17 protein-coding genes are annotated in these 16,717 nt (G+C 65.1%); 5 read left to right on the top strand and 12 right to left on the bottom strand.

Annotated elements, in window-relative coordinates; all coding sequences use genetic code 11:
* Positions 1-146: 146 nt before the first annotated feature.
* Genes AC1DYK_RS31710 through AC1DYK_RS31725 form a run of 4 tightly spaced genes read left to right on the top strand, consistent with a single transcriptional unit; the run spans position 147 to position 3,823 of the window.
* A complete protein-coding gene (locus AC1DYK_RS31710; RefSeq protein ID WP_478169932.1) occupies positions 147-1,601 on the top strand; it encodes a hydrogenase 4 subunit F in 1,455 nt (484 codons plus the stop codon).
* A 4-nt stretch (positions 1,602-1,605) separates the two neighbouring features.
* Complete coding sequence (locus AC1DYK_RS31715; RefSeq protein ID WP_478169933.1) at positions 1,606-3,156, top strand: hydrogenase large subunit; 1,551 nt, start codon at positions 1,606-1,608, stop codon at positions 3,154-3,156.
* Positions 3,156-3,689 (top strand): NADH-quinone oxidoreductase subunit B family protein, encoded by a 534-nt coding sequence (locus tag AC1DYK_RS31720; RefSeq protein WP_478169934.1) that lies wholly within the window; start codon positions 3,156-3,158, stop codon positions 3,687-3,689. The genes AC1DYK_RS31715 and AC1DYK_RS31720 overlap by 1 nt, the downstream gene beginning before the upstream one ends.
* Complete coding sequence (locus AC1DYK_RS31725) at positions 3,686-3,823, top strand: hypothetical protein (protein ID WP_478169935.1); 138 nt, start codon at positions 3,686-3,688, stop codon at positions 3,821-3,823. Before AC1DYK_RS31720 ends, AC1DYK_RS31725 begins: the two co-directional genes overlap by 4 nt.
* A gap of 403 nt (positions 3,824-4,226) precedes the next feature.
* Here AC1DYK_RS31725 and AC1DYK_RS31730 read toward each other — a convergent pair whose 3' ends face one another.
* The 12 genes from AC1DYK_RS31730 to badH all read right to left on the bottom strand — a co-directional run bounded on the left by AC1DYK_RS31730 (position 4,227) and on the right by badH (position 16,060).
* Complete coding sequence (locus AC1DYK_RS31730) at positions 4,227-4,922, bottom strand: fused MFS/spermidine synthase (RefSeq protein WP_478169936.1); 696 nt, start codon at positions 4,920-4,922, stop codon at positions 4,227-4,229.
* 994 nt (positions 4,923-5,916) lie between these two features.
* Entirely contained in the window at positions 5,917-6,699 is a 783-nt protein-coding gene (locus AC1DYK_RS31735; protein ID WP_478169937.1) for a cyclase family protein, read from the bottom strand.
* Positions 6,700-6,752: 53 nt separating this feature from the next.
* Positions 6,753-7,307, bottom strand: a complete 555-nt coding sequence (locus tag AC1DYK_RS31740; RefSeq protein WP_478169938.1) for a flavin reductase family protein — start codon at positions 7,305-7,307, stop codon at positions 6,753-6,755.
* Positions 7,304-8,431 carry an LLM class flavin-dependent oxidoreductase gene (locus AC1DYK_RS31745; protein WP_478169939.1) on the bottom strand — a complete coding sequence of 376 codons (1,128 nt, stop codon included), beginning with the start codon at positions 8,429-8,431 and terminating at the stop codon, positions 7,304-7,306. The genes AC1DYK_RS31740 and AC1DYK_RS31745 overlap by 4 nt, the downstream gene beginning before the upstream one ends.
* 245 nt (positions 8,432-8,676) lie before the next feature.
* Positions 8,677-9,216 (bottom strand): winged helix DNA-binding protein, encoded by a 540-nt coding sequence (locus tag AC1DYK_RS31750; RefSeq protein ID WP_478169940.1) that lies wholly within the window; start codon positions 9,214-9,216, stop codon positions 8,677-8,679.
* A 90-nt stretch (positions 9,217-9,306) separates the two neighbouring features.
* Complete coding sequence (locus tag AC1DYK_RS31755; protein ID WP_478169941.1) at positions 9,307-9,618, bottom strand: SWIB/MDM2 domain-containing protein; 312 nt, start codon at positions 9,616-9,618, stop codon at positions 9,307-9,309.
* A 100-nt stretch (positions 9,619-9,718) separates the two neighbouring features.
* A complete protein-coding gene (locus AC1DYK_RS31760; RefSeq protein ID WP_478169942.1) occupies positions 9,719-10,495 on the bottom strand; it encodes an enoyl-CoA hydratase in 777 nt (258 codons plus the stop codon).
* An 11-nt stretch (positions 10,496-10,506) separates the two neighbouring features.
* A complete protein-coding gene (locus AC1DYK_RS31765) occupies positions 10,507-11,499 on the bottom strand; it encodes a Bug family tripartite tricarboxylate transporter substrate binding protein (protein ID WP_478169943.1) in 993 nt (330 codons plus the stop codon).
* A gap of 45 nt (positions 11,500-11,544) precedes the next feature.
* Complete coding sequence (aliA, locus tag AC1DYK_RS31770) at positions 11,545-13,188, bottom strand: cyclohexanecarboxylate-CoA ligase (RefSeq protein ID WP_478169944.1); 1,644 nt, start codon at positions 13,186-13,188, stop codon at positions 11,545-11,547.
* Between the two features lie 42 nt (positions 13,189-13,230).
* Positions 13,231-14,382, bottom strand: coding sequence for a cyclohexanecarboxyl-CoA dehydrogenase (gene aliB, locus AC1DYK_RS31775; RefSeq protein ID WP_478087802.1), 1,152 nt, complete (start codon positions 14,380-14,382; stop codon positions 13,231-13,233).
* Between the two features lie 87 nt (positions 14,383-14,469).
* A complete protein-coding gene (gene badI / locus AC1DYK_RS31780) occupies positions 14,470-15,252 on the bottom strand; it encodes a 2-ketocyclohexanecarboxyl-CoA hydrolase (RefSeq protein WP_478169945.1) in 783 nt (260 codons plus the stop codon).
* Positions 15,253-15,292: 40 nt separating this feature from the next.
* On the bottom strand, positions 15,293-16,060 hold the full coding sequence (badH, locus tag AC1DYK_RS31785; protein WP_478169946.1) for a 2-hydroxycyclohexanecarboxyl-CoA dehydrogenase: 768 nt from the start codon (positions 16,058-16,060) through the stop codon (positions 15,293-15,295).
* A 139-nt stretch (positions 16,061-16,199) separates the two neighbouring features.
* On the opposite strand from badH, the gene AC1DYK_RS31790 reads away from it, so the two are divergent.
* Positions 16,200-16,703: a MarR family winged helix-turn-helix transcriptional regulator gene (locus AC1DYK_RS31790; RefSeq protein ID WP_478169947.1), complete on the top strand. Its 504-nt coding sequence runs from the start codon at positions 16,200-16,202 to the stop codon at positions 16,701-16,703.
* The last annotated feature ends 14 nt before the right edge of the window (positions 16,704-16,717 follow it).

The following is a 16,717-nucleotide window of genomic DNA, read 5'->3' on the forward strand; positions in this document are numbered from 1 at the left end:
GAAACACCCCCGAAGCGCCTGCGGCGCCTCCCCCTCGAGGGGGCGATACCAGCGGCCCGGCAAAGCCGGTTCCGCGGTATCCCTGGCATTTGGCTGCGCCGGTTTCATGCGTCGCGGGTCACGCGATCACGTGGTGGAGCACTGAGATGCTTGCATTGGCCTTCCTCCTCGCAACGCCGCTGGCCGGCGGGCTGGTGCTGGCGCTGGTCGGCCATCGCGACAACGCGCGCGACATCAACGTCGCCTTCAGCCTGGGCACCTTCGTCGCCGCCTGCGTGCTCACGGCGCAGATCGTCGAGAGCGGACCCATGCTGGTGTGGGACCGCGAGTTCTACATCGACCCGCTGAACGTCTTTCTCGTCACGCTGACCGCGTTCGTTGGCCTGACCACCTCCATCTTCTCGCGCCCCTACATGCGCGTGGAGCGCGATCACGGCAAGATGACGCCGCGGCGGCTGCGCCTGTATCACAGCATGTACCAGCTGTTCAGCTTCACGATGCTGCTGGCACTGACGACCAACAACATGGGCATCATCTGGGTCGCGATGGAGGCGGCCACTTTGACCACCGTGCTGCTGGTCAGCGTCTATCGCACCGCAGCCAGTCTCGAAGCCGCATGGAAGTATTTCATCCTGTGCGGCGTGGGCATCGCCCAGGCACTGTTCGGAACGGTGTTGCTGTACATGGCGGCCGAAAAGGTGATCGGACCTGAAGGCGGCGCCTTGCTCTGGACCAACCTCGACGCGGTGAAGGGCCGGCTCGACCCGAACATCATCACGCTGGCGTTCGCGTTCCTGTTCATCGGCTACGGCACCAAGGTCGGCCTGGTGCCCGTCCACAACTGGCTGCCGGACGCGCATGCCGAGGGTCCGACGCCGGTATCGGCCGTGTTGTCGGGCCTGCTGCTGAACGTCGCGCTCTATGCCATCCTGCGCTGCAAGGTGCTGACCGACGGCGCGCTGCACAGTGCTCTGGCCGGCCGATTGATGATGGGCTTCGGCCTGCTGTCGGTGGTGGCGGCAGTGTTCTTCCTGATCCGGCAGAAGGACGTGAAGCGCATGTTCGCCTACTCGTCGATCGAGCACATGGGAATGATGACCTTTGCTTTCGGAATGGGCGGCCCGATCGCCAACTACGCCGGGCTGCTGCACATGACTGTGCATTCGCTGATCAAGTCCGCGATCTTCTTTGCCGTCGGCCATGCCACGCAGAAGGCGGGCACCCAGATCATGGAGAACATCCGCGGGCTCATCAAAGTCAGTCCGACGGTCGCCTGGGGTCTGATGCTTGGATCACTCGCCATTCTGGGAATGCCCCCGTTCGGGGTCTTCGCCAGCGAGTTCCTGATCGTCACGACCGCGATGCGCGAACAGCCCTGGGCGACCCCCTTCCTTCTGATCGCCTTGGGCCTGGCGTTCGCATCCGTCTTCAGCCGCGTCCAGCCGATGGTGTTCGGCGAGACCAACGTCAAGCCCCTGGCGCATCCGCCGGCCCTGGTTCCGGTTTTCATGCATCTGGCGCTGGGTCTGATGCTCGGCCTCTACATCCCACCCTATCTCAATGCGTGGTACGTCCAGGCGGCGGCGATGCTGGGGAACTGATCCAATGACGCTGCCGGAACTCGGACTTGATCTTCGGCGCCTGTCGGCGCCGATGCCCACTTGGCATGGGCGAGCGAATCGGGACACTTGGAGCACCGCAGCACGCAGCATCGCGAACACAAGCGGGCGCTTGATTTCGGTCTGGGGCGTCGATCGCAGCGCATCCGGCCGCGGCATGGCGGCGTGTGCGGCCTACGCGGTTCCCGAGGGGCTGGTCTGGCTCGAACTGAAGCTGGACGGCGCAGCGCGAGGGTTTCCTGACCTGGCAGTCACATTCCCGTGCGCGAGTCGAATGCAGCGCGCGATGGCCGATCTTTCGGGCCTCCGAGCCGAGGCCAGCGGCGACGACCGCCCCTGGCTCGACCATGGTGTGTGGTCGCCCGGACCACCACCCTTGCAACCGACCGCGCAGCCCGAGAGGGCCGCAGGAGGCGCGCTTCCTGCCGACTACCCCTTCGTGCGGGTCGAAGGTGACGGGGTGCACGAGATCGCCGTCGGGCCCGTGCATGCCGGCATCATCGAGCCCGGCCACTTTCGCTTCTCTGTCGTGGGTGAGAAGGTGCTCAGGCTCGAACAGCACCTCGGGTACACGCACAAGGGCATCGAGCGCCGCTTCACGGAACTGGCGCCGCTGGAGGGCCACCGCCTCGCGGGACGCGTCTCAGGCGACACGACGGTAGCCTACGCCTGGGCCTACAGCACGGCGCTCGAGTCGGCCTGGGGCGGCGAGATCCCGGTACGCGCGACCTGGCTGCGTGCGCTCATGCTGGAGCGCGAGCGCGTGGCCAATCATCTCGGCGACCTCGGCGCTCTGGCCAACGACGCGGCGCTCGCCTTCGGCCTGGCGCAGTTCTCGCGCCTGCGCGAAGACTGGTTGCGCTTGTCCAAGGAGATCTTTGGCCACCGCCTGATGATGGACGCCGTTTTGCCCGGAGGAGTGGCGACGGATCTGACGCCGATGATGAGGGATCGCCTTTGCACGCAGTGCGATGCGATCGAGCGCGAGGTTCGCGCGCTGCGGCGTGTTTACGACGAACATGCGGGTCTGCAGGACCGCTTTACCGGGACTGGACGGGTAACGCCCCAGTTGGCCGCACAACTGAACCTCACCGGCCTGGCGGGGCGCGCCAGCGGTCAGACGGCCGATCTGCGTTGCGACTTCCCAGGGCCGCCCTATGACCGGCTGGAGGTTGCAGTAGCGACGCACCGCGACGGCGATGTCGCGGCGCGCGTGGCGGTGCGGTTCGACGAGGCATTCGAGTCATTGCGGCTCATCCGCGCCATCTGCTCGGGCTTGCCTGACGGCGCCGTTCACGCCGACCTGCGACCGCAGGCTTCGGCATCGCTCGGCGCGGGCTGGGTCGAAGGCTGGCGGGGCGAGGTGTTCGTCGCGCTGGAGATCGGGGGCGACGGCCGCATCGAGCGATGTCACTGCCATGATCCGTCCTGGCAGAACTGGCCGGTGCTCGAGCACGCCATCATCGGCAACATCGTTCCGGACTTTCCGCTGATCAACAAGTCCTTCAACCTGAGTTACGCGGGGCACGACCTCTGATGTGGCACATCCTCAAGCAGATCGTCCGCACTGGTATCGTCACGGAGCCGGCACCGAGGATTGACGAGACCGAACTCGCCGCGTTCGATCGCATTCAGCGCGACCTCCTCGCCATTCTTGGCCAGGCGCTGACGATCCGAGAAGTCGATGCCGGCTCATGCAACGGCTGTGAACTGGAGATCCACGCCCTCAACAATCCCTACTACAACATCGAGGGACTCGGCATCAGGTTCGTCGCCAGTCCGCGCCATGCCGACATGCTCCTGGTGACCGGTCCGGTGTCGCGCAACATGGAAGAGGCACTGCGGCGCACCTACGATGCCACGCCGGAACCGAAGCTGGTGGTGGCCGTGGGCGATTGCGGCTGCAGCGGCGGCATCTTCGGTGAGAGCTATGCCAGCTGCGGCAAGGTGGCGAACGTGATTCCTGTCGACGTGGCGATACCCGGCTGTCCCCCAACGCCGATCGACATCCTCCGTGGAATCCTCAGTGCCGTTCAACGTCAGGCACAGACCGGCAAGCGCCAACCATGATTGGCGACGGATCCCTGTTTCAGTCGAAAGGCGTCGAGATCGGCGCCACGCCTTCGTCCGCGGCCCGCCCACTCCTCATCGAACCCTGGATTTCGGCGCGCGCGGACATCGTGGTCTACGAGTTCGGTGCTTGACTCGACGAGAACTGCGCGACTGCGGCATCCGAAAAACGCCAAGGCCCGACGCCTCTACTGGCACGCCGCGCGCGCAGGCGGTGCCGTGACTTCTACCTATTCCCCCATGTCCTCGCGTACCTCGAGCCAATCCTTCGCTGCTTCCAGGCCCCACTCGGCAGCCTCAGTCTCCGTCGCAAATGTTGGTTCGCTCCATTGCAGCGGATGATCGTCCGAGTATGGGTCAGCGTGGTACGTCGCGCACGCGCGCGGAGCGAAGCGGCCGTCCGGCAATTGCTGTCCATAGCCCTTGAGTTCCCATCTGCCTCTGATAAACATCACTGCCTCCTAGTTTGATCCGAAATCCGTCTGGCTTTCCAGAGGAAAGGTACGAAACATCCTCCGTTGCGGGCCTCTCGCTTCCTTAAGACGTGTTCTGGCTATGCCATTTGCCGAACTGCTTGATCATGGAAAAACTGGGTGCCAGTTGCGCCCATGCCTCAGGCGCGAGCGTCGATGCACAAAGCTGAAGATTTGCATGTAGCTGCGCAGCCGGCAATTCCTTGAACGCGAAGGCGATGGTGTTGCCATGTTCTGGTTCGCTCACGGTGACGACATTCCCAGCAAAGTTCTCTTTGATCCGCTCGAGGTATATGGGAAAGTACTCATCATGTGAGTGGAGGTTGGCCACTAAAAGCCCGTTGGGCTCTAGCATGTCAACGCAATTGCGATAGAAAGAGCGCGAGCAAAGTCGCGCAGGAATCCTGTTGGCATCGAAGCCGTCGACCACAATCACGTCGTAGCGAACCTGGGCCATCCGGACATAGTCAGCAGCGTCCTCCTTGCGCACATGAAACCGGTGATTGTCTCTGGGCACCTCAAACTCATCGCGGAGCGCGATGACATGAGGGTTGATCTCGATGACCTGAATGCGTGAGTCGGGCAGGTGCTTGTAGCAGAACTTTGCAAGGGATCCGCCACCCAGACCAACCATGGCGATGTGGCGAGCATTTGGCGAAAACAGCAGGAAGCCCATCATGAGTCGCGTGTACGCCAGCATCAAGTCATTGGGCCGGTCGATCCGCATCTGGCTTTGAACGTCGAAGATCGAGAAATGCATGGTCTTTGAGTTCAGCGATTTGTCGACAAAGGGTCGCTGGTGTCGGTGACACTCGAGGTGGTCTGGCATCAGGGAATCAAAGGGATGAGCAAGTTTGAGCGTGGACGGGCGCGAGCGCGGAACCGGCTGGTTGTCGCTTCGTCAGGCGACTGCGAAAACCGCATGGGTTCCCGGAAACCGGTCAACGAAGAACTGCGTGTCCAACACGTCCGTCCGTGATGGCGGGCGCGAACCCGCTGATGTTCGATGCATAACGTTGCGCCGCAGGAAAACCACCGGCGTTGATCGCGCCGGCAGTGAACGCAAGCACGCCCCCTGGCCGGCGATCTGTCCGTTGGGCTCGGGCCAAGCAGCTGAGTTCTTGAAAAATGTTCACTCGCATGGGCGATGGCGTCGTCGCAAACTCATCAGGGTCCGCAGCGTAGGCACAAATATAAATCTCATTGTGTATAATTGCAATTATCATGAGACACACATGTTATGTGTGTATTTCACCGCAGCGCCTTCGCCCGAGGCCCAACAGAGAAGGGTGCTCGAATACCTTGAGTCGAGTTGCCTCCGTGGTGCGACCCAAGCCTCGCTTTTCGGTGAAAAGCCTTCTCGCGTGCCTCGATTCGGGCATTGGTTTGCTGCACTCGACTGATTGATTCAGTCCGGTGAGCCTCGGGGAACAACACTTTTCCCCGCCCCGTTCGGGTCAAAATGAATAAGCCCTTTGAAATCAACGGGTTAGGGAGCCACACCGCGAAGCGACTCTATTCCCATACACCAGGCCTGGGGCGAGCTTCGCCGGCAAGGTGCCCTGCACGATCGTGGGCACCTTCGAGGACATGGTCGATCACCCCCGGGCGATGGCCGAAAGATGGTTCGGGACGCGACAGCACCGGCCGCTATCGGACCTGGAAGGCAGCACTCGCGCCAGGATGGCGTTCACCCGTCGAAGGGTCCGCCGGCCGTCCGGCGCGGCGGCGGGACGCGCTGCGAGCGGGGCGAATCAGCCCACCAGAGCAAGGACCCGAAGCGGACTGCCGGAGCCGCCCTCGATCTTCAGCGGCGCGGCGAAGATCACGGTCCCCGTCGGCGGCAACTGGTCCAGGTTCGTCAGGCATTGCAGTCCATACCTGTTCGACCCGTGCATCAGTGTGTGGCACGGATAGGCCACCGGCCACGCGTGGGACTGGCCCGCATCGGTGTTGATCGTCTCGACACCGAATCCTCGAACATCGCGCGCCTCGATCAGCCATTGCACCGCCTCCTGCGTGGGGCCCGGCGTGTGTGCACCGTCCTCCTGCATGTTGACGAACGCTGCCGGATCGTCGATGCGCTTGGACCAGTCCGTGCGGAACAGCACCCAGGCTCCCGCCGGAATGCGTCCATGCCGGGCTTCCCAGTCTTCGAGGAAGGCCACGGTCAACAGCCAATCGGCGTCGAGCGCGACATGCGCGCTCGCATCCACCACGACCGCCGGGCCGATGAAGCGCGACGGGTCGATCGTGTCGACGGTGTTGTTCGGCTGGTCCTTGCCGGTCACCCAGTGCACCGGCGCGTCGAAGTGAGTGCCGGTGTGTTCGCCGCAGGAGAAGTTGTTCCAGTACCAGCCCGGGCCGGCGTTGTCGTAGTGCGAGATCTTCTCCATCTTGAACGACCACACCTGGCCGAACTGGGGCGGCAACTGCAAGGCGGGAAAGGATGGCGACAAGGTCTGGGTCAAGTCGACGATGCGTACCGAGTCGGCAGCCAGGGCATGTTGGAGTGGCGTCAAGGAATTCGTGTTCATGGGGAGTGTCTGCGGGTGGGTGGGTGCAAGCGATGCAGGGTGCGGACGAGAGGTCAGCAGCGGCAATCGGCCAGTTGGTGATAGCCGCCTCGCCAGTAAACCAGCGGGGCTGCCTCGACCTCGCCTCGGTGAATGGCCATCACGCGACCGACCAGGATCCAGTGCGAGTGCTTTTCGATCATGTCTTCGATCTCGCAGTCGAGCGAGATCGCGCTGTCGCGCATGACGGGTGCGCCGTGCGCCGTCAGCTGGATCCAGCGCTCGGCTGCATAGCGCTGGCTGCCCGTCACGCCATTCATTCCGGCGAATCGGTCCGCCACCTGCTGCTGGGCTTGCGTGAGCATGCTCACGCCGAAGCGATCGGTTCTGGCTAGCAGGGACGCCGATGAACTCATCCGATTGACGCAGGCGATCACGGTCGGCGGATCGGCCGAGAGAGAGGTCACGGAGGTGGCGGTAAAGCCGGAGCGCTCGCGCCCGACTTGTACCGTGACGATGCTGACGCCCCCCGCGAGCTCGCGCATCGCCGACTTGAAGGCCGACGGCGCCGCGGGCATGGCCAGCGCATGCGCCTCGCCCGGCATGGATGCGGCTTGCAGGGTGTTCATGCTGCCAACCGCACGGCGTCGGGAGCCATCGCCACGGGTGCGCGCAGCCCGCGCGATTCGAGGATGGGCAGGACCTGATCGCGGAAGTAGGGAAATTCCTCGACGTAGTCGACGAAGGAAAGGGTCGTTCCCTTGAATCCTGCCGCGGCGAGCGCGCAGATGCCGTCCGCCACCTGCTCGGGCGTGCCGGTCAACGGATAGCCGCCATGGCCAGCCGCCATCCGGTCGCGAATCAGCGCCAGCAAGTCATGGGGAAAGGACTTGGCATTGGCGAACTGCAGGGCAATCAGGTTGTCGACCGCCGCCCAGTCGGCCTGGTCGTTGCCGAAGTGCTTGAGATAGTCCTTCGCTTCGCGCTCGGTGCGCCGGCACACGACATGCGAGAAGGTCAGGATGTCGACCTTGCGCCCCTGGTCGACGGCCTTGGCCTTCAGCTCGGCGACCTCCTGGCGGGAGCGTTCGAGATCGATGGCGGGCGTGAACAGGAAGTCCGCGTTGTTCAGGGCGAAGTCGCGCCCTTCGCTCGAGCCCGCAGCGTTCAGGATGGGCGGCCGGCCGTTGCGCGGAGCAGGAAGGCCATAGGCCTTGCTGAGCTTGAAGTACTTGCCCTGCCAGTCGAACGGATGCGGGTGCGTCCAGAGCTTCTGGACGATGTCGAACCACTCCTGGGCGAAACCATAGCGGGTTTGGTGATCGTCAGCCAGCGTCAGGCCGAGCGCTTCGTATTCGGGCCGGTTCCATCCGGCAACGATGTTGAGACCGGCGCGTCCCGCCCCCACCTGATCGAGCGTGGCGATCTGCTTGGCCACGACCATCGGATGGTTCGCAGCGGTGTGGACCGTCGCGAACACGGTCAGGCGCCGGGTATGGGCCAGCAGCGCGGCCGCCCAGGTGACAGTCTCCAGCACGTTGCCATGAAAGTCGGTCTCTCCGCCGTACCCGATCCAACGCGCGATGGGTAGCATGAAGTCGATGCCGGCCTCGTCGAGCAGCACCGCCAGGCGCAGGTTGTTGTCCCAGGAGTTGTCCCATCGTTCCTCGACCTTGGTGACGGACATGCCGCCCGAGCAATTGGAGGCGAACGTGCCCAGCAGAAAGTCGGGTGTATTCAACAAGCGATTCATGGATGTTCCTTTGGTTGACCGGGTCTAGAGGCCGAGAGCGAGAGATTTCGAATAGAGTTTTAAATAGACTTTCTATTTGATCGAAGTATAGGAAGGCACCTTCGATTCGAAATGGGGGTTTTCCCGGCTCGCGGTTTCGGGGCCAAGACGGGCCCGTGATCGGCTTTCGTGCCCTGGCCGAAGGCACGCGCCCCGAGGGTGCGGTGTGTCCGCCGGCGAAGGGGCGGATCAGGCGCGCGGGACGATCAGCCGCGCCGGTGGAACGTGGCGGCTTCTCGCGTGACCGATTCGTACAGCCTTTCCAGGAGCTCCAGATGGGCTCCGGCGCTGTGCGAATGCTGCCTGAAGGCGGGATAGTGCTTGGCACCTTCGAGCAGCAACTTCTTGCGCAAGTTGGCGTAGTCGTCGCAGACCTTCGCGCCTTCCGCCGTCGCTTCGTAGTAGACGCCGGCCCGGCCCGAGCCCTGCTTGTCGATGAAGCCCAGCTTGATCAGCTTGCGCAACCCGTACTGCACATTGGGCACGTCCTGGCGGTTCGTGAGATGCAGCAGATCCTTGATGGTCTTCGCCTGATCGTGCATGCGGATGACATGAAGCAGCGCGTTTTCCTGGCCGGTCAGGGCCGCGCCCGTGACGGCCGCCAGGCACTCGGCCTGCCATCGCACGAACGACTCGTAGGTGCGCATCACGGCGTACTCGAGATCGGTCAGCGCGACACCGAGATCATCCTCGGCCAGATGCCAGTGATGCGGGGCGGTTGCGCGCTTTGATTTGTCGGACTTCATCGATGGGTTCGCGGGCGCAGGTGATGGTCGAAGGCGACCGCGCCTTCAGTTCATCCTCTCTGGATGTCGAGCCTTCGACGCGTCCTGGCGTTAGCTCAGATGCTTGCCGATGAGCCCTGCGATCTCGAACATCGTCACCTGGTCCTTGCCGAAGACAGGCTTGAGCTTGGCGTCGGCGTTCACGTTGCGCTTGTTCGTCGCATCCTGAAGATTGTGCGCCTTGATGTAGACCCAGAGCTGCTTCACCACCTCCGTGCGCGCCAACGGCGCGGAACCGATGACGGCGGCCAGTTCGGCGCTCGGGGTCAGGGCCTTCATGAAGGCCGGATTGGCCGCACGCTTTGCCGGCGTTTTGCTCGCGGGCGCGCCAGGTGCGGTGGATGCGGATTTTGCTGTTGCCATTGCTTCTTTGTGTTGAACTTGAAGTTGCCTATGCTAACGGGTCGCAGCTGCGACCCCAAGCGTTTCCCTCAAAGTGGCCCGGCACGAGCAAAACCGATGCTCACCGGTGCCTGAACACCGGCTGGCGCTTGGACAGAAAGGCGTGCATGCCTTCGTGCGCGTCCTCGCTGGCAAAGCGCGCATGGAGTTGCCGCCGCTCGAAGCCGATGCCCTCCGACAGCGGGGCCTCCCAGGCGCGGTTCACCGACTCCTTGATCGCCATCAATGCCGGCAGCGAGAAGGCGGCAATACGGGCCGCCAGCTCGAGGGTCTCGGCCAGCAGCCGCTCGTCCGCCACCACCCGCGAGACCAGGCCATAGCGGTCGGCTTCCGACGCATCCAGCATGCGGCCCGACAGGCACATGTCCATCGCCTTGGCCTTGCCGATGGCGCGCGGCAGGCGCTGGGTGCCGCCGGCGCCGGGCAGCATGGCGAGCTTGACCTCGGGCAAGGCGAAGCGGGCGGATTCGGCGGCAATGATCATGTCGCACGCCATCGCCAGTTCGCAGCCTCCGCCCATGGCGAAGCCCGCCACCGCCGCGATCACCGGCTTGCGCACGCGCCGGATGGTTTCCCAGTTGCGCGTGATGAAGTCGCTCTGGAACACATCCATGTAGCTCCAGTCCGCCATCGCCGCGATGTCGGCCCCGGCCGCGAAGGCCTTGTCATTGCCGGTGATGACGATGACGCCGATGTCCGCATCGGCATCGCAGGCCAGCAGCGCCGCGCCCAGGGCGTCCATCAGCGCATCGTCGAGCGCGTTCATCCGATGCGGCCTGTTCAGCGTGAGGAGGCTCACCCGGCCGTGCGTCTCCACCAGAATGGGTTCATCTTGCATGGCAGGCTCGCTCAGTCGACGACGATCTTCTGTTCCCTGATCAGCGCGGACAACAGCGTGCCCTCGTCGACCAGCAGCTTGCGGAACTCCGCCGTGTCCATCGCGATCGGTTCGGCACCGAGGTCGGCATAGCGCGCCTTGACGGCCGGCTGCGCCAATGCCTTGCCCAGTTCGCGGCTCATGCGGGCCAAGATGTCGGGAGAAGTCCCGTTGGGCGCCCACATGCCGAACCAGATGTCGAGGTTGGCTCCCGGAAAGCCCTGCTCGCTCACGGTCGGGACCTCGGGAAAGAACGGGGAGCGCCGGGTGCTCACGACACCCAGCAGCTTGACCTTGCCGGTGCGAATGTGCGGGAAGGCGATGCCCGGGTCGCAGACGAAGTCCGCCTGGCCCGACAGCACATCCTGCAGCGCAGGGGCGGCGCCGCGATACGGGATGTGGGTGATGTAGGTGCCGGTGGCCTGCTTGAACAGTTCGCAGGCGAGGTGCGGCGCCGTGCCGGCGCCGGCCGACGCGTAGGACAGCGTGCCCGGCTTGGCCTTGGCCAATGCCACCAGGTCCCGTGTGTCCTTGGCGGCCATCTGTGGCTTCGCGACCAGGTACATCTGGGTGCGCCCCACGCTGGCCACCGGCGTCAGGTCACGCGAAGGCAAAATGCTCGACTTGAACAGCGAAGGGTTGGCCGTTTCCACCGAGGTGGGCGCAATCAGGAAGGTGTGGCCGTCCGGCGCGGCGCGCATTACTTCCGAGGCCGCGATGTTGCCGCTCGCGCCGGGCTTGTTGTCGATCACGACCGGCTGGCCCAGCGATTCGGAGAGGGCTTGCGACAGGATGCGCGCCATGACATCGGTGGTGCCGCCAGGCGCGAAGCCGACGACCACGCGGATGGGCTTGGTGGGCCAGTTGCCGGCCGTCTGCGCCTGCGCGGAACAGCCGATGCCGAACAGGGCGAAAGCGGCGAGCGCCAGGCCCCTCCGAGCGGCCGTTGCGGGATGAACGAACATGGATTTGTCTCCTTGGGTGTGTGGGAAGGCGTGAGGCGTGGCCGCTCAGGCCGCGTTCTCGCGCAGCAGCTCGCGCAGCTTGAATTTCTGGATCTTTCCGGATGGCGTGGAAGGCATCGCGTCGCGCACGACCAGACGTTCCGGGATGTACTGGAGCGCCACCTTCTGCCCCTTCAGGAACTGCACGATCGAGGGCAGGTCGATGCTGTGGCCCGGCCTGGGCACCACCACCGCGCAGGCCCGCTCGCCCAGGCGCTCGTCGGGGTAGGCCACGATGGCGGCCATGGCGATGTCCGGGTGCCGGTACAGCAGCGACTCGATCTCGACCACCGGGATGTTCTCGCCGCCGCGGATGATCACGTCCTTGCTGCGGCCGGTGATGCGGATGTAGCCCTGCGCATCGATGCGTGCCAGGTCGCCGGTATCGAACCAGTCGTCGGCGTCGGTGCCGTTGAGATGCGAGCGCCGCAGGTAGCCGCCGAAGTTGGAGCAGGAGCGCACCAGCAGCCGTCCGGGCTGGTCGGGTGGCAGCGCCCTGTCGTGCTCGTCGACCACCTTGAGCTCGACGCCGGGCAGCGCAAGCCCATCGGTCGAGGCGGCGCGTGCATCGTCGTCGTCCAGCCGGATCAGGGTGACCGCGCCGTTTTCGGTCATGCCCCAGGCGGACACGATCTTGGTGCCCAGCACCTGGCGCGCCTGCTCCACCAGCGGGCCCGGGATCGGCGCGCCGGCACACAGGAAGGTCCGCAGGCTCGGCACCTCCCGGCCCGTTTCGGCGACGGTCCTGGCGAGGTCCGCGAGGAACGGCGTGGAGGCCATCGTGAAGCTGGCTCCCTCGGCCCGGATCAGCTCGATCGCCTGCTTCGGCTCCCAGATGTCCTGCAGCACCGCGCTGGCCTTGAGCATGATCGGCATCATCAGCCCGTACATGAAGCCGGTCTGGTGCGCCATCGGCGAGGCCATCAGCACCACGTCGCCGGCGCCCAGGTGCAGGCGCTGCGCATAGGGAATGATGTTCGCCATCGCGGTGTTGGCCGAATGCATCACGCCCTTGGGTTCGCCGGTGGTGCCCGAGGTGTAGATCAGCTGCATCACGTCATCCGGGCAGGGCCGGCTGCGCGTGAGGATGTCATGCGCGTCAGGCTCGTTCTCCCAGGCCGGCCCGCTGAGCAGCGCCTCGAAGCTGTGCGGGCCCGCGCCGTCGACCACCACGACCTGCTTCAGGTCGGGCAAGGCCGGCTGCAGCTCGACCAGCATGCGCTCGAAGTCGAAGCCGCGAAAGGTCTTCGGCACGATCACGACCTTGGCTTCGCCGTGCTTGAGCATGAACGACAACTCCCGCTCGCGGAAGATGTGCATGAGCGGATTCATCACCGCGCCGATGCGCGAGCAGGCGAGGTAGGTCAGCGTGAACTGCCACCAGTTGGGCAGCTGGCAGGCCACCACGTCATCGCGGCCCACGCCCAGGCGGGACAGTCCGACCGCGATGCGATCGGCCATGCGGGCGATTTCGCGGTAGGTGAAGCGCATGGTGGCGCCCTCTTCCACCCGGAGCGCCGTCAAGGCGAGCTTGTCGGGGCAGGCCGCCAGGCAGGCGTCGAGGTCGTCGTTGAGGGTGCGGTCATGCCAGAGGCCCTGCGCCACCATCCGGGCGCGGCGCGGGGGCAGCAATACGGCGTCGAATTCCATGGTCTTGTCTCCTCTTTGTCGTCGGTGTTGTCGTCGATGGAATCAGGCGGGCACCGCATCGCGGCCGGCGCGGGTGCGCGCCACGATGGTCTTCATGATCTGGGCCGTGCCGTCGCCGATCTGGAAGCCCAGCACGTCGCGCAGGCGCTGCTCCATCGCGCCGCGGTCATAGCCGCCGTGGCCGAACATCAGCAGGCACTGGTGGATCGCGTCGTAGGCCAGCTTGGGCGCCCACCACTTGCACATGGCCGCCTCGGCCGTGTGCGGCGCGCCCTTGTCTTTCAGCCACAGCGTCTGCAGGCACAGCAGGCGGGCAGCGGTGATCTGGGTGTCGAAATCCGCCAGCGGGTGCGACACGCCCTGGAAGGCCGACAACGGCTTGCCGAAGGCCTCGCGCTGGGCCACGTATTCCCAGGTCTCCTCCAGTGCCGCGCGGGCCACGGCCAGGACTTGCAGGCCGATGAGCGCGCGCGAGTAGTCGAAGCCTTGCATCACCTGCACGAAGCCCTTGTTCTCGGCGCCGAGCCGGTGACTCACCGGCACGCGCACGTTTTCGAAGAACAAGGAGCCGCGGCCGATTGCGCGCTGGCCGTGGCAGTCGAAGCGGTTGCGCGTGATGCCGGGCAGATCCATCGGCACCAGCAGTGCGGTGACGCCATGGGCGGCCGATTCCACCGATCCCGTGCGGCCGAACACCACCGCCGCATCGGCCTGGTCGGCGGCCGAGATCGAGGTCTTCTCGCCGTTCATCACGTACGCGTCGCCCACGCGTTCCACGCGCAGCCGCAGGTTCGCCGCGTCGGAGCCGCCGCGCGGCTCGGTCAGGGCGATGGCGAGCAGCGCCTCGCCGCGTGTCAGCTTGCGCAGCCACGGGTTGACGATGTCGGGCTGGCCGTGCTGCGAGAGGATCTGGCCGTTGAGCGAGGCCAGCAGATTGACGTAGGACATGCTCAGGTCGGCGCGCGCGATCTCCTCGTGGATCACGCCGGCCGCCAGGCAACCCATGCCCTGGCCGCCATGTGCCTCGGAGAGCTCCGGCGCGATGAATCCCATCTCGCCCATTTCGCGCATCAGGCGACGATCCAGCGCGCGGTTCTTGTCGCGCTCCAGGAATCCGGGCGCGATGCGTTCGGTCGCGAAGCGGCGCGCATGGTCGCCGAGCGTGGTCAGGTCTTCGTCAAGGTACGGGTTCATGACATGTCTCCATGGGGGCGCTGCGCCGCGGAGCGATACGCGATGCGCCGGGCGTTGCGGGGGTTTCGAGAGGCGGTGGGCAGGTCTCTACCTGGCGTACTTGCGGAAGTCGGGCTTGCGCTTTTCCTTCAGGGCGTTGACGCCTTCACGCGATTCCTCGGTGTCGTAGTAAAGCTTGAGCGCGTACATGCCCATGCCGGCGATACCGCTCTGGTGCGCCGTGTCCATGTTGAAGCTGCGCTTGGCGATGGCGATCGCCGTGGGGCTGCGCTCGCAGATCTCCTCGGCCCACTTCTGCACCTCGGCGTCGAGCTGGTCATGCGGCACCACCGCGTTGGCCAGGCCCATGGCCACGGCCTCGGCGCCGCTGTAGCGGCGATTGAGATACCAGATCTCGCGCGCCTTCTTCTCGCCGACCACGCGGGCCAGGAAGGCAGTGCCGTAGCCCGGATCGACCGAGCCCATCTTGGGGCCGACCTGGCCGAAGATGGCCTTCTCGGACGCGATCGTCAGGTCGCAGATCGTGCACAGCACGTTGCCGCCGCCGATCGCATAGCCCTGCACGCGGGCGATCACCGGCTTGGGCACATTGCGGATCGCGTCGTGCAGTTCTTCCATCGGCAGGCCGATGGTGCCGCGCCCGTCATAGTTGCCGTCGTGGGCGGACTGGTCGCCGCCGGTGCAAAAGGCCCGGTCGCCGGCGCCGGCCAGCACGATGGCGCCCACGCCGCGGTCGTAGCCGGCGCGGTTCAGCGCCTTGATGAGTTCGTCGCAGGTCTGGCCGCGAAACGAGTTCATCTTCTCGGGCCGGTTGATGGTGATCCAGGCCACGGCGTTGCGTACTTCGTAGAGGATGTCTTCGAATTCCATGATGTTCTCTCTGTGGGTTGAAGGGGGTTGAGGCCGGGGCTCAGCCGTTCATGGTCAGGCCGCCGGACACGCTCAGCACCTGGCCGGTGACGAAGGCCGCGTCATCGCTCGCAAAGAAGAGGATGGCGCCCGGCAGGTCGTCCGGCTGGCCGATGCGGCCCAGCGGAATCGAGCGCGTGAAGGCTTCCATCAGCTTCTCGGGATTGCCCGCGCCTTCCTTGTATTCGGCGAACAAGGCCGTGTCGGTCGGCCCCGGGCACACGACGTTGACGGTGATGCCGTGGCGCGAATGCTCGCGGGCGATGGTTTTCGAGAAGGCCACCAGCCCGCCCTTGCAGGCGGCGTACACCGCTTCGCCGGAGGAGCCGACGCGCGCCGCGTCGGACGCGATGTTGACGATGCGGCCGGCCTTGCGCGCCGCCATGCCGGGCAGCACCGCGTGGTGCATGTGCAAGGCGCCGGTGAGGTTGATGGCGATCAGCTTGTCCCACTGCGCCGGCTCGGTCTTGGTGAAGGGCTTGAACACGTCCCAGCCGGCGTTGTTGACCAGCACGTCGATCGGACCGAAGCGCTGCGCCACGGCGGCCACCGCGGCATCGACGCCGGCGCGCTCCGTGATGTCGCAGCGGAAGGCCTCGGCCTGCCCGCCATCGGCGCGAATCCGGGCCGCGACCTGCTCCGCCGCGTCGAGGTTCAGGTCGAACACCGCCACCTTGGCGCCTTCGCGTCCGAAGCGGCGGCAGGTCGCGCCGCCGATCCCGCCACCGCCGCCGGTGACCACCACTGTCTTGCCTTCGAATCTTTGCATGAGGTTCTCCAATCAGGTTTCAAGCTTGCTATCGTCTGACGGCTGCATCCTTGGTTCGGATCGCTTTTACGTCAATGTGTTTACCTATTGTAGGATGCCGGTCTGGCGCTTGCATAGCAATTTTTCAACGAGAAACATCATGGTTACCCCTAATGAAAACAGCGAAACAGCCCGTATGGAGCTTGCCAATCGCGTTTTCTTCAGACTCTATCAATGTGCCAATATGTTGCACAAAACAGGCACCCGAGCGGTCGAAGCCGAAGGGCTGACCACGCAGCAGTGGGCGGTGCTGGGCGCGCTGTCCAGGGCGGCGGTGAGCGACGGGATGAGCGTGGGAGATCTCGCGCGCTACCTCAAGGTGAGCCGGCAGAATCTCTCCGGGCTGCTGAGCCGGATGGAGCGCGACGGCCACATCGGCACCGCGCCCGACGGACGCGACCGGCGCTCGCGCCTGGTCACGATGACCGAATCAGGACGGCATGTGTGGCTGGTGGAAGCCCAGCCGAAGATCCACGGCTATTACGAGAAAGTCCTCGACGGCTTTTCCGTCAACGACGTCACGCACACCCTGCACTACCTGCTCAAGATCCTCGAGAACATGCAGCGGGTGGACGATGAACAGGGTGGCGTGGCGGAGCCATGAACCCCAAGCGCCCG

This window comes from Variovorax sp. P2_H12, assembly GCF_056403395.1.